Source organism: Kitasatospora sp. NPDC057500 (assembly GCF_042802195.1).
GTDB lineage: Bacteria > Actinomycetota > Actinomycetes > Streptomycetales > Streptomycetaceae > Kitasatospora.
The window spans coordinates 1-11,999 of the sequence record NZ_JBHVER010000227.1 but is presented as its reverse complement, the minus strand read 5'-3'; the positions used below and the strand labels follow the sequence as shown (position 1 = coordinate 11,999).

At 73.0% G+C, this 11,999-nt stretch carries 12 protein-coding genes; 7 read left to right on the top strand and 5 right to left on the bottom strand.

Going from position 1 to position 11,999, the window contains the following annotated elements; genetic code table 11:
- The first annotated feature begins 39 nt into the window (after positions 1-39).
- The 4 genes from ACFU74_RS31950 to ACFU74_RS31935 all read left to right on the top strand — a co-directional run bounded on the left by ACFU74_RS31950 (position 40) and on the right by ACFU74_RS31935 (position 2,579).
- On the top strand, positions 40-159 hold the full coding sequence (locus tag ACFU74_RS31950; protein WP_380763151.1) for a putative leader peptide: 120 nt from the start codon (positions 40-42) through the stop codon (positions 157-159).
- 102 nt (positions 160-261) lie between these two features.
- Entirely contained in the window at positions 262-540 is a 279-nt protein-coding gene (locus ACFU74_RS31945; RefSeq protein ID WP_344324737.1) for a MoaD/ThiS family protein, read from the top strand.
- A gap of 84 nt (positions 541-624) precedes the next feature.
- Positions 625-1,593, top strand: coding sequence for a PLP-dependent cysteine synthase family protein (locus ACFU74_RS31940; RefSeq protein ID WP_380763148.1), 969 nt, complete (start codon positions 625-627; stop codon positions 1,591-1,593).
- A gap of 239 nt (positions 1,594-1,832) precedes the next feature.
- Positions 1,833-2,579 (top strand): MBL fold metallo-hydrolase, encoded by a 747-nt coding sequence (locus ACFU74_RS31935; protein WP_380763146.1) that lies wholly within the window; start codon positions 1,833-1,835, stop codon positions 2,577-2,579.
- 4 nt (positions 2,580-2,583) lie between these two features.
- Here ACFU74_RS31935 and ACFU74_RS31930 read toward each other — a convergent pair whose 3' ends face one another.
- Complete coding sequence (locus ACFU74_RS31930) at positions 2,584-3,501, bottom strand: branched-chain amino acid transaminase (RefSeq protein ID WP_380763144.1); 918 nt, start codon at positions 3,499-3,501, stop codon at positions 2,584-2,586.
- A 142-nt stretch (positions 3,502-3,643) separates the two neighbouring features.
- Between ACFU74_RS31930 and ACFU74_RS31925 the strand changes: the two genes are divergently transcribed.
- On the top strand, positions 3,644-4,648 hold the full coding sequence (locus ACFU74_RS31925) for a LuxR C-terminal-related transcriptional regulator (RefSeq protein WP_380763142.1): 1,005 nt from the start codon (positions 3,644-3,646) through the stop codon (positions 4,646-4,648).
- A gap of 22 nt (positions 4,649-4,670) precedes the next feature.
- Here the strand turns inward: ACFU74_RS31925 and ACFU74_RS31920 are convergent, their stop codons facing one another.
- From ACFU74_RS31920 to ACFU74_RS31905, 4 genes are all read right to left on the bottom strand, one after another.
- Positions 4,671-5,960, bottom strand: a complete 1,290-nt coding sequence (locus tag ACFU74_RS31920) for an LLM class flavin-dependent oxidoreductase (RefSeq protein ID WP_380763140.1) — start codon at positions 5,958-5,960, stop codon at positions 4,671-4,673.
- Positions 5,957-7,009, bottom strand: coding sequence for an LLM class flavin-dependent oxidoreductase (locus tag ACFU74_RS31915; protein ID WP_380763138.1), 1,053 nt, complete (start codon positions 7,007-7,009; stop codon positions 5,957-5,959). The genes ACFU74_RS31920 and ACFU74_RS31915 overlap by 4 nt, the downstream gene beginning before the upstream one ends.
- A gap of 395 nt (positions 7,010-7,404) precedes the next feature.
- On the bottom strand, positions 7,405-8,682 hold the full coding sequence (locus ACFU74_RS31910) for a PTS transporter subunit EIIC (RefSeq protein WP_380763136.1): 1,278 nt from the start codon (positions 8,680-8,682) through the stop codon (positions 7,405-7,407).
- A 407-nt stretch (positions 8,683-9,089) separates the two neighbouring features.
- On the bottom strand, positions 9,090-10,379 hold the full coding sequence (locus ACFU74_RS31905; RefSeq protein WP_380763134.1) for a PTS transporter subunit EIIC: 1,290 nt from the start codon (positions 10,377-10,379) through the stop codon (positions 9,090-9,092).
- A gap of 381 nt (positions 10,380-10,760) precedes the next feature.
- On the opposite strand from ACFU74_RS31905, the gene ACFU74_RS31900 reads away from it, so the two are divergent.
- Complete coding sequence (locus tag ACFU74_RS31900; RefSeq protein WP_063349220.1) at positions 10,761-10,994, top strand: glucose PTS transporter subunit EIIB; 234 nt, start codon at positions 10,761-10,763, stop codon at positions 10,992-10,994.
- Between the two features lie 175 nt (positions 10,995-11,169).
- On the top strand, positions 11,170-11,904 hold the full coding sequence (gene rph, locus ACFU74_RS31895) for a ribonuclease PH (RefSeq protein WP_380763132.1): 735 nt from the start codon (positions 11,170-11,172) through the stop codon (positions 11,902-11,904).
- Positions 11,905-11,999: the final 95 nt, after the last annotated feature.

Genomic DNA, 11,999 nt, shown 5'->3' with positions numbered 1-11,999 from the left:
GCATGGAGGAGCGGGCCCGGGAATCTATACGATGAGCCCATGCGTTCCGTCGATGTGAGCGCTCAGGCCCCGGGCACCCGCCTCGTGGCGCGCCTGCACATCGACCTGTGCCGGCTCGCCAGCGCGATCTGTCCCGGCACGCCGGCGCGTTCGCGCTGAGCCGCCCGTCCAGGCCCGCCCGCGGAGACCACCGCCCCGGGCCGCACCCCTGCCGCGTCCGCTGCGGCCCACCCACCTCACGACTCGCACAGGAGCGCAGCCATGGCCATCGAGGTCCGCATCCCGACCATCCTCCGCACCTACACCGACGGCGCCAAGGCCGTCGAGGGCTCCGGCAGCAACCTCGGGGAGCTCTTCCAGGACCTCGACGCCCGCCACCCGGGCATCGCCGCCCGCCTGCTGGACGGCGGCGAGCTGCGCCGCTTCGTCAACGTCTACCTCAACGACGAGGACGTCCGCTTCCTGGAGGGCATCTCCACCGCCGTGGCCGACGGCGACAGCGTCACCATCCTGCCCGCCGTGGCCGGCGGCGCCCGCTGACCACCGCCCGCCCCGTCCCGCGCACCGCCCGGGACGGGGCGGGCCGCCCGTACCGAACCCCACCGCCGCCCGCCGGAGGACCCCTTGCGTTACGACAGCCCCCTCGAAGCCGTCGGCAACACCCCGCTGGTCCGCCTGCCCCGGCTGTCCGCCGCGGTGCCCGGCAACACCGAGGGCCTGGTCACCCTCTGGGCCAAGCTGGAGGACCGCAACCCCACCGGCTCCATCAAGGACCGCCCGGCGCTGCACATGATCGAGCGCGCCGAGGCCGAGGGGCGGCTCACCCCCGGCTGCACCATCCTCGAACCCACCAGCGGCAACACCGGCATCTCGCTGGCCATGGCGGCCAAGCTCAAGGGCTACCGGATGGTCTGCGTGATGCCCGAGAACACCAGCGAGGAACGGCGCGAACTGCTCCGCATGTGGGGCGCCGAGATCATCTCCTCGCCCGCCGCCGGTGGCTCCAACACCGCCGTGCGGATCGCCAAGGAGACCGCCGCCGAGCACCCCGACTGGGTGATGCTCTACCAGTACGGCAACCCCGACAACGCCGGCGCCCACTACACCGGCACCGGCCCGGAGATCCTCGCCGACCTGCCCACCGTCACCCACTTCGTGGCCGGCCTCGGCACCACCGGCACCCTCATGGGCGTCGGCCGCTACCTGCGCGAGAAGGTCCCCGGCGTGCGGATCGTCGCCGCCGAACCGCGCTACGACGACCTGGTCTACGGCCTGCGCAACCTCGACGAGGGCTTCGTCCCCGAGCTGTACGACGCCGAGGTGCTCACCACCCGCTTCTCGGTCGGCTCCGCCGACGCCGTCCGGCGCACCCGCGAACTCCTCCAGGAGGAGGGCATCTTCGCCGGCGTCTCCACCGGCGCGATCCTGCACGCGGCGATCGGCGTCGGCCGCAAGGCCGCCCAGGCCGGCGAGCGCGCCGACGTCGTCTTCGTGGTCGCCGACGGCGGCTGGAAATACCTGTCCACCGGCATCTACACCGCCGAGTCCACCGAGGCCGCCGTCGAGGCGCTGCAGGGCCAGCTCTGGGCGTGACGGCGCCCGCCCGGCCGGTCCCGCCCGGGAGCCGGCCGGAGCCCCGCCCGCCCCCGCCACCACCGTCGCGCCCCCCGGCGTTCTGGTGATTCCAGCCACAGCACGGCACGGAGACGGGGGCAAAGTGCCGGTCCGCCCTTACCCTCGACAACACGCGCAGGGCAGCGCCTCCGGCCGGCATTCCCGGCCCGCTGTCATGACCAGCGGCAGCCAGGACGTGTCGGGGCGGAGGGGCTCGGATGAAACTGACCGTGGTGGGGTGCTCGGGTAGCTTCCCGTCGGCCGACTCGCCGTGCTCCAGCTACCTGGTGGAGGCCGACGGCTACCGCGTCGTGCTCGACCTCGGCAACGGGGCGCTCGGCGCACTCCAGAAGTACGTCTCGATCTACGACGTCGACGCCGTCCTGCTCAGCCACCTGCACGCCGACCACTGCGTCGACCTGTGCGCCTACTGGGTCGCCCGCAACTACCGGGCCGAGGGCTGCCCCGACCCGATGCCCGTCTACGGCCCGGCCGGCACCGCCGCCCGGATGGCCCGCGCCTACGACATGCCGGAGAACCCGGGGATGAAGGAGGTGTTCGAGTTCCGCACCCTCACCCCCGGACGCTTCGACCTCGGGCCGCTGCGGATCGACGTCGCCCAGGTCAACCACCCCGTCGACGCCTTCGCCTTCCGGCTCGAACACGACGGCCGCAGCCTCGTCTACTCCGGTGACACCGGCGAGAGCGCCGAACTCGTCGAGCTCGCCCGCGACACCGACCTCTTCCTCTGCGAGGCCGCCTACCTCGACGGCCGCGACACCTACCAGGCCGTCCACCTCAACGGCCGCGAGGCCGGCGAGCACGCCACCGCGGCCGGCGCCCGCCGGCTCGTCCTCACCCACATCCCCCCGTGGACGGACGCCGAACTCAACCGGCGGGACGCGGCCGCCTCCTACCCCGGACCGGTCGACATCGCCCGGGCCGGCGCCGTCTACGAGGTCTGACGGCTCACCCCACGAACGTCAGCCAGTGCCGGTAGCGGTCGTCCGCGCCGGACACCGCCGCCTCGTAGGCCGCCCGCAGCCGCTCCGTCAGCGGCCCCGGGGCGGCCGGCAGCTCCCGGTCGTCCAGCGAACGCACCGCCACCACCCCCGCCGCCGTCCCGCACACGAACACCTCGTCCGCCGCGTACAGGTCCGAACGCAGCAACGCCTCCACCCGCACCTGCACCCCCAGGTCGCGTGCCAGCGTCAGCACCGTGTCCCGGGTGATCCCCTCCAGCGCGCCCGCGCTCGCCGGAGGCGTGCGCAGCACCCCGTCGCGCACCACGAACACGTTCTCGCCCGTGCACTCGCTCACCGCGCCGTCCGCACAGAGCAGCAGCGCCTCGTCGTACCCCGCGTCGGTCGCCTCCCGGCGCGCCAGCACCGAGTTCAGGTACGGGCCGGTCGCCTTCGCGGCGGGCGGCACCGCGTTCGGGTCGGTCCGCCGCCAACTGCTCGTCTTCAACCGGATGCCGCCCCGCGCGTCCGGCAGCTGGGAGTGCCACTCCCAGCCCGCGATCGCCGTGACGGTCGGCGAGGACCGCATGTCCAGGCCCATCGCGCCGTAGCCCAGGAAGGCGAAGTGCCGCAGATAGCAGGAGCGGTGGCCGTTGGCCCGCACCAGGTCGACCGTGGCCTTCGCCAACTCGTCCACACCGTAGGGCAGTTCCATTCGCAGCATCCGGGCACTGCGGTCCAGCCGGCGCAGGTGCTCGGTCAGTCGGAACACCGCCGGGCCGTCCGCGGTGGCGAACGCCCGGGTGCCCTCCAGCACCCCCGTTCCGTAGTGCAGTCCATGGGTGAGGACGTGCGTGGTCGCCGCGTGCCAGGGCACCAGCGCACCGTCCAGCCAGATCGTCGAAGCCTCGGGAAGAACCGTCATGGACGAACATCCTCACCACCGGAGCCCCACCGGTCAGCGCCCCGGGCCCTGCCGGAACCGGCCATGACCGGGAGCGGAAGCGCCCCGTCCCACACGGTGAAACCCCGGGCGGGCGGACCCCGACCCTGACTAGGCTGCGCCGATGGAGAGCCCCGCCGACCGGGACGCCACCCGGCTCTACGCCCGCCTGCTCGCCGAACCCGGCCGCCCGCCCGCCGAGTTGCTCCCCGACTGGGACGACCGGCGGCTCGCCGCCGCCACCGCCGAACTCCTCGCCCTCGGCCTGCTCCAGCCCACCGCCGCCGGCCCCGCCCGGGACCGCACCTGCGACCGCGCCGCCGTCTCCGTCGACACCGCCGTGCGGCAACTGCTGCTCGACACCGACCGGCAGGTCGCCGACCTGCTCGGCACCCTGCGCCGGGCCCGCGACACCGTCGACCGGCTGCACACCGGCTACCTGCCCGTCCAGGAAGGCCACCGCGCCGGCACCGCCCTCGAAGTCGTCCGCGGCGCCGACCGGATCGCCGCCCTGCTGGAGGACGCCGCCCGCGGCGCCCGCACCGAGGCCCTCTCACTGCGCCCCGGCCAGGACCTCTCCGGCCCCGCCCTCGCGGGCAAACTCGCCCGCGAACGCCTCGCCCTCGCCCACGGCGCCGCACTGCGCACCATCCACCCGGCCGCCGCGCTGCGCCGCCCGGCCGTGCTCGGGCACGTCCGGGAGCTGACCGGGGCCGGGGCGCGGATCCGGGTGGCCCACACGCTGCCGCTCTGGCTGATCGTGGTGGACGCCCGGCTGGCGATCCTGCCCGCCCCCGGCGCCGGGCCGGGCGGGGACGCGCCGGTCGCGGAGGCGGCCGTGGTGGTGCGCGAGCCGGCGCTGGTCGCACTGGTCGCCGAGCTCTTCGAGTACTTCTGGTCCGCCGCCTGGACGCCGGCCGAACTGCTGCCGGGCTCGGCCGAGGTGACGGACCGGCATGACGAGGTGCTGCGGCTGCTGGCGGCCGGGCGGACCGACGCGGCGATCGCCCGCAAGCTGGAGCTGTCCGAGCGCACGGTGCGCCGGCTGGTCGCCGAACTGACCGCCGGCCTGGGCGCGGAGAGCCGCTTCCAGGCCGGCGTGCACGCCGCCCGGCTGGGCCGGGTGTGACGGGCGGTGGTGCCGGGCGGCGTCAGCGCCGGCCGGGCACCGGCAGGCCGAGGTGCTCGCGCAGCGTCGTCCCGGTGTACTCGGTGCGGAACACCCCGCGCTCCTGGAGCAGCGGCACCACCCGGTCGACGAAGTCGTCCAGCCCGCCCGGGGTGAGGTGCGGGACGAGGATGAAGCCGTCCGCGGCGTCGCTCTGCACATGCAGGTCGAGCTGGGCGGCGACGCTCGCCGGGGTGCCGATGAAGCTCTGCCGGCCGGTCACCTCGATCACCAGCTCGCGGCTGCTGAGCCCCTTCTCGGCGGCCACCGCCCGCCACTTGGCGGCGATCTCCAGCGGGTCGCCGAGCGAGGTGCGGCCCTGGACCAGGCCGGAGTCGCGGACCGGGTCGACGGCCGGCAGCGGGCCGTCCACGTCGTGGCCGGACAGGTCGATTCCCCAGACCTGCTCCAGGTAGGCGATCGCGGTGGCCGGGCTCACCTGGGCGCGGCGGATCGCGGCGGCCCGCTCGACGGCCTCCTCCTCGGTGTCGCCGAGGACGTAGGTGACGCCGGGCATGATCTTCAGCTCGTCCGGCTTGCGCCCGTACGCGGCGAGCCGCCGTTTGACGTCCGTGTGGAAGGCCTGGCCGGCGGCGAGCGTGGAGTGCCGGCTGAACACCACGTCGGCGGTGGCGGCGGCGAACTCGCGGCCCTCCTCGGAGTCGCCGGCCTGGATCACCACCGGGTGGCCCTGCGGTGGCCGGGGCAGCGAGAGGGTGCCCTCAACGTCGAACTGCGGCCCCTGGTGGCGGACCGTGCCGGTGCCCGCGGCGTCCCAGAACGCCCGGGCGAGCGCGACCGACTCGGCGGCCCGGGTGTAGCGGTCGGCGCGGTCGAGGTAGCCGCCGCGGCGGAAGTTCTCGCCGGTGAAGGCGTCGGAGGAGGTGACCACGTTCCAGGCGGCGCGGCCGCCGGAGAGGTGGTCCAGGGAGGCGAACCGGCGGGCCAGTTCGTAGGGCTCGTTGAAGGTGGCGTTGACGGTCGCGGCCAGCCCGAGGCGGGTGGTGACGGCGGCGAGCGCGCCGAGCACGGTGATCGACTCGGGGCGGCCGACCACGTCCAGGTCGTGGATCCGGCCCTTGACCTCACGCAGCCGCAGGCCCTCGGCGAGGAAGAAGAAGTCGAACCGGCCGCGTTCGGCGGTCGCGGCGAGGTGGCGGAAGGAGTCGAAGGCGATCTGGCTGCCGGAGGCCGGGTCGCTCCACACGGTGGTGTTGTTGACGCCGGGGAAGTGCGCGGCGAGGTGGATCTGCTTGAGCGGGCGGTCCGTCATCGGGTCACCTCGGCGGTCGCGGCAGGAGCGGGGGAGGGCGCGGGGATGGTCGCGGCCAGCGCGTAGCGGCTGGCGGGGCGGGAGAGCCCGAGGTGCTCGCGCAGGGTGCGGCCGGTGTAGCCGGTGCGGAACAGGCCGCGCTCGCGCAGCGCCGGCACGACGCGGTCGGCGAGCGCGTCGAGGTCCCGGGCCGCCTCGGCGGGCACCAGGTGGAAGCCGTCGACCCCGCCGCCGCCCTCGGTGACCTCGGTGAGCAGGGCGTCGGTCGCGGCGTCGTCGGGCAGCGCGGCCGGGATCCTGGCCAGGATGCGCAGCGCCTCGCCGCCGCGCAGCCGCAGTTCGGTGGCGGCGGTGAGCCTGGTGGCCCGGTCGGGGGCGTCGAGCAGGACGACGTCGGCGTAGCGGGCCGCGGTGGCGACCCGGGCGCGCCCGCCGGGTCCGGCGTCCGGCGCGAGGTCGCCGGCGGCGACGGTGACCGCGATCACCGGGCGGCCCTGCGGCGGGCGGGGGGTGATGGAGGGGCCGCGGACCGAGAAGTGCGGGCCCTCGAAGTCGATGTGGTGCAGCTTGGCGCGGTCGACGAACCGTCCGGTGGCGGTGTCGCGGATCTCGGCGTCGTCCTCCCAGCTGTCCCAGAGCCGGGTGGCGACCTCGGCGGCGTCGGCGGCCTCGGCCCAGAGTTCGTCGGCCGGGGCGGTGCCCTTGCGGCCGAAGGCCCTGGCCTCGGCCTCGGTGTCGGAGACGCCGACCAGCCAGCCGGCCCGGCCCTCGCTGACCCAGTCCAGGGTGTTGACCGAGACGGAGGTGTGGAACGGCTCGGTGTGGGTGGTGGTGACGGTCGGGACCAGGCCGAGGCCGCGGGTGACCGGGGCGAGCCGGGCGAAGGTGGCGAGCGCGTCGAGCCGGAGCGGTTCGGGGGTGTAGGAGTCGTCGAGGGTGACGAAGTCGAGGGCGGCCCGTTCGGCGAGCCGGGCGAGCGCGGTGAAGTGGGCGGCGTCGACGTGGCCGGGGCTGTCGAGGGCGGCGGAAAGGTGCAGTTGGCGGGGCATGGGCGGCCTGGACTTTCCTGGGACGGAAGCGGTGCGTGCGGCGCGTCGCGGACCGGCCCGCCCGCCCCGGGGACGGGGTGGGCGGGGGTGCACGGGCACGGGCCGGCCGGCCCGGGGTGCGGGCGGGCGCGGGTGACGGGGTGGTGCGCGGCCGGGGCGCGGCGGGGACGTCAGCCGGGCGGCGGCGGGGGGAACGCTCGGGTCAGCCGCGACACGCCGCGGACCACACGCGACCGAAGTCGATGTGGCTGCGGGTCACCAGCGGGCGGGGGGCGTTCACGGCTTCAGTTGACCAGCGGGTCCGCGGGTTCGTCAACCACCGTCTCAGCGGGCGGCCGTCGCGGTGGACACGCGGGGAGCCGGGGCCGTGAGCGGCGTGCGGGTGGTACGGGGCGTCAGGCCTTGGTGACGTCCTCGATCTCGTCGTCGTCCTCGCGACCGGGGGTCTTGAGGTCGAACTTGACGATCGCGAAGCGGAACAGGAAGTAGTAGATCGCGGCGAACGCCAGGCCGAGCGGGATGATCATCCACGGGTCGGTGGCCTTGTTCCAGGCGAGCAGGTAGTCGATCAGACCGCCGGAGAAGGTGAAGCCGTCGTGCACGCCGAGCGCCCAGGTCACGGCCATCGAGACGGCGGTGAGGACGGCGTGGATCACGTACAGCAGCGGGGCGATGAAGACGAAGGAGAACTCGATCGGCTCGGTGACACCGGTCACGAAGGAGGTCAGCGCCAGCGACAGCATCATGCCGGTGACGGCCTTGCGGCGGTGCGGCTTGGCGGTGTGGGCGATGGCGAAGGCGGCGGCCGGCAGGGCGAACATCATGATCGGGTAGAAGCCGGCCATGAACTGTCCGGCGGTCGGGTCGCCGGCGAAGAAGCGGGTCAGGTCGCCGTGCACCACGGTGCCGTCGGGCTTGGTGAAGTCACCGGTCTGGAACCAGGCGAAGGAGTTCACGAACTGGTGCATGCCGACCGGCAGCAGACCGCGGTTGACCAGGCCGAAGGCACCGGCGCCGAGCGCGCCGGCCCCGATCAGGGTGTCGTTCAGGCTCTTGATGGCGTCGCCGATCGGGCCCCAGGCCAGGCCGAAGAACACGCCGACGGCGGTGCCGACGAAGGCCATGATGATCGGCACCAGGCGGCGGCCGTTGAAGAAGCCGAGCCAGTCGACCAGCTTGGTGCGGTGGTACTTCTGCCACAGCACGGCGGCGAGCAGACCGATCACGATGCCGCCGAGCACGCCCGGGTTCTGATAGGTGGCGGCCTCGTCCTTGCCGGGGAGGATCTTGTACTCGGTGATCGGGAACGCGGTCAGCACGTTCTTGTAGACCAGGAAGCCGACCAGGGCGGCGAGGGCGGTCGAGCCGTCGGCCTTCTTGGCGAAGCCGATCGCGATGCCCACCGCGAAGAGCAGCGGCAGGTTGTCGAAGACGCCGTTGCCGGCGGTGAGGAAGACCGCGGCGACCTTGTTCCAGGCGAGGCCGTCCTTGCCGAAGACGTCGTCCTGGCCCAGGCGCACCAGCAGACCGGCGGCGGGGAGGACGGCGATCGGCAGCTGGAGGCTGCGGCCGATCTTCTGCAGACCCTGGAGCAGGTTCTGGCCGAACTTCTTCGTGGGACTCGGCGTAGCCGGAGCCGTGGCGGGCGCCGGTGCCTGCGCAGACTGACTCATGGGGGTGGCTTCCTTACGGCAAGGGCGGGTCGGTCGGGGGGAGGGTGCACAGGGGGCCGAACCGCGAACTGGTCTACACCACACGTGGTGTAGACCAGTTTTGTAGCACGGGCGGAGGAGTCGGGGAACCCTCGAAAGCGCCGCAGATGGGAAGCGCTATGAAATCGAAACCTACTTGCGGATCGGCGATCTTGATTACCCGCCGTGATTGGCATTTTGGCTATTTGCGCAACAAAAAGCCGGGCCGGCCGGATGCTCCACGGCACGTCACCGGCCGGTCACCGACCGGCTGTGGCCCGGGTGGGGGCACGTTCGCGCCGGAGGCCTTCGGCCCGTCCGGATATGCCGAAGGCCCTCGGAGCGATGGTCCGAGGGCCTTTTCGGATTGTCTTCGACGGCCGACCGCTTTATGCCTTGGTGACGTCCTCGACCTCGCTCTCGGGCTCGCGCCCCGGGGTTTTCAGGTCGAATTTCACGATGATGAAGCGGAACAGCGCGTAGTACACGGCGGCGAAGCCGAGGCCGATCGGGATGATCAGCCACGGTTTGGTGGCCAGGCCCCAGTTGATCACGTAGTCGATCAGGCCGGCCGAGAAGCTGAAGCCGTCGTGCACCCCCAGCCCCCAGGTGACGGCCATCGATGCGCCGGTCAGCAGGGCGTGCACGCCGTACAGCGCCGGGGCGATGTAGGCGAAGGAGTACTCGATCGGCTCGGTGACGCCGGTCACGAAGGAGGTCAGGCCGACCGAGAGCATCAGGCCGTAGATCTCCTTGCGGCGGTGCGGCTTCGCGGAGTGGGCGATGGCCAGCGCGGCGGCCGGCAGCGCGAACATCATGATGGGGAAGAAGCCCGACTGGAACTGTCCCGCGGTCGGGTCGCCCGCCAGGAAGCGCGGGATGTCGCCGTGGACGATCGTGCCGTCCGACTTGGCGAACTCGCCGAACTGGAACCAGACGAAGGTGTTCAGCAGCTGGTGCATGCCGATCAGCAGCAGTGCCCGGTTGAACACGCCGAAGATGCCCGCGCCGCCCGCGCCCAGGTCGGCGAGGTTCTGGCTGAACGAGTTCAGGCCGCGGCCGATCGGCGGCCACACCCAGACCGCCACCACGGCCAGCAGCATGCCGACCAGGGCGGTGATCATCGGCACCAGCCGGCGGCCGTTGAAGAAGCCCAGCCAGTCGACCAGCCTGGTGCGGTGGAAGCGGACCCAGAGCCAGGCCGACATCAGGCCGAGCAGGATGCCGCCCAGCACGCCCGGGTTCTGGTACGTCGCGGCCGCCGCCTTCGCCGAGGTGTAGTCCACGCACTGGTCGCTGACCAGCACCGTCCCCGGCGCGCAGTCCTCCGGGAAGGCGTGCAGCACCTTGTAGTAGACGAGGAAGCCGACCACCGCGGCCAGCGCCGTCGAGCCGTCGGCCTTCTTCGCCATGCCGATCGCGACGCCGATGCAGAACAGCAGCGGCAGGCCGAGCGAGGAGTCGAGCAGTGCGCCGCCGGCCGCCGCGAACACCTTGGCGACGTTGTCCCAGCCCAGGCCGTCCTTGCCGAAGACGTCGTCCTGCCCGAGCCGGTTCAGGATGCCGGCGGCCGGGAGCACGGCCACCGGCAGTTGGAGCGAGCGGCCCATCTTCTGGAGGCCGCCGTAGAAGGTGTGCCACCACGTGGTTCGCGGTGCTGTGGCGCCTGCCGAACTCATCCTTCGCCCTCCGAGTGCAGTGGCCGTCCGGTGGCCCGCGCCGGGCCCCCCGGGCGGGGACCGGGAACACCCGGGGCCCTTCCTGCGTTCATCGGAGTACACATATATTGGTGTAGACCACTTTGGGACGCAGGCCGCGCGCCGGGAGACGGGCCCCCTGCTCGTCATCCTCGGGTGCCGACCCGGGGCATGCGCGTCGGAATACGCCGAAAGTGGACTAACGTGGCATATCGGTCCGGCTCGGGTCATGCTGGTCGCGCCGCTCGGGCAGCACGCCACGGCAGCGACCCACCACTGACCGCACGTCACCCGCGACCGAGGTCACAGCGCAGGACGGCACCCGGCAGAGCAGCCGACGGGCCGAGACAGAGGGAGAAAACAATGGCCAGCAAGGCTGAGAAGATCGTCGCCGGTCTGGGCGGCATCGACAACATCGAAGAGGTCGAGGGCTGCATCACCCGCCTGCGCACCGAGGTCAAGGACGCCTCCCTGGTCAACGAGGCCGCGCTCAAGGCCGCCGGCGCCCACGGCGTCGTGAAGATGGGCACCGCGATCCAGGTCGTCATCGGCACCGACGCCGACCCGATCGCCGCCGACATCGAGGACATGATGTGAGCTGAGCCCACCGGGCTCGCCACCACCCGGCCCGCCGACCCCTCCGGTCGGCGGGCCGTGGCACGTCCGGGCACACCGGCCCGCCCTCCCGGGCAGACCCGGACGCCTCGGGACGCCACGGGACGCCTCGGGGCGTACCCGGAGCACCTGCCGAAACCGACTACGCTCGGTGCCTATGTCACGCATCGACGGCCGCACCCCCGACCAGCTCCGCCCCGTCACCATCGAACGGGGCTGGAGCAAGCACGCCGAAGGCTCCGTCCTCATCTCCTACGGCGACACCAAGGTGCTGTGCACCGCCAGCGTCACCGAGGGCGTCCCGCGCTGGCGCAAGGGCAGCGGCGAGGGCTGGGTCACCGCCGAGTACTCCATGCTCCCGCGCGCCACCAACACCCGCGGCGACCGTGAATCCGTCAAGGGCCGCCTCGGCGGCCGCACCCACGAGATCAGCCGGCTCATCGGCCGCTCGCTGCGCGCCGTGGTCGACCACCGCGCCCTCGCCGAGAACACCATCGTCCTCGACTGCGACGTCCTCCAGGCCGACGGCGGCACCCGCACCGCCGCCATCACCGGCGCCTACGTCGCCCTTGTCGACGCCGTCTCCTGGGCCCGCGAGCGCAAGCTGCTGCGCGCCAAGGGCAAGCCGATCACCGGCGGCGTCAGCGCCGTCAGCGTCGGCATCATCGACGGCGTCCCGATGCTCGACCTCCAGTACGAGGAGGACGTCCGCGCCGAGACCGACATGAACATCGTCTGCACCGCGGACGGCCGCTTCGTCGAGGTCCAGGGCACCGCCGAGGGCGCCCCCTTCGACCGCGCCCTGCTCGACCGGCTGCTGGACCTCGGCACCCTCGGCTGCGCCGAGCTCGACGAGGTCCAGCGCAAGGTCCTCGGCGAGCTGGAGGCCTGACCCCCGAGGGTCGCCCTTACCCCCTGAGGCACCGCTTCCGGTTCGCTTTCCGGAAATCACCGGGCTCCGGGCCCGGCCGCTGTACACGCCGGGCC

Coding starts and splice junctions, on each gene's coding strand:
- ACFU74_RS31950 (WP_380763151.1), top strand. CDS start 40: ATGCGTTCCGTCGATGTGAGCGCTCAGGCCCCGGGCACCCGCCTCGTG.
- ACFU74_RS31945 (WP_344324737.1), top strand. CDS start 262: ATGGCCATCGAGGTCCGCATCCCGACCATCCTCCGCACCTACACCGAC.
- ACFU74_RS31935 (WP_380763146.1), top strand. CDS start 1,833: ATGAAACTGACCGTGGTGGGGTGCTCGGGTAGCTTCCCGTCGGCCGAC.
- ACFU74_RS31930 (WP_380763144.1), bottom strand. CDS start 3,501: ATGACGGTTCTTCCCGAGGCTTCGACGATCTGGCTGGACGGTGCGCTG.
- ACFU74_RS31925 (WP_380763142.1), top strand. CDS start 3,644: ATGGAGAGCCCCGCCGACCGGGACGCCACCCGGCTCTACGCCCGCCTG.
- ACFU74_RS31920 (WP_380763140.1), bottom strand. CDS start 5,960: ATGACGGACCGCCCGCTCAAGCAGATCCACCTCGCCGCGCACTTCCCC.
- ACFU74_RS31915 (WP_380763138.1), bottom strand. CDS start 7,009: ATGCCCCGCCAACTGCACCTTTCCGCCGCCCTCGACAGCCCCGGCCAC.
- ACFU74_RS31910 (WP_380763136.1), bottom strand. CDS start 8,682: ATGAGTCAGTCTGCGCAGGCACCGGCGCCCGCCACGGCTCCGGCTACG.
- ACFU74_RS31905 (WP_380763134.1), bottom strand. CDS start 10,379: ATGAGTTCGGCAGGCGCCACAGCACCGCGAACCACGTGGTGGCACACC.
- ACFU74_RS31900 (WP_063349220.1), top strand. CDS start 10,761: ATGGCCAGCAAGGCTGAGAAGATCGTCGCCGGTCTGGGCGGCATCGAC.
- rph (WP_380763132.1), top strand. CDS start 11,170: ATGTCACGCATCGACGGCCGCACCCCCGACCAGCTCCGCCCCGTCACC.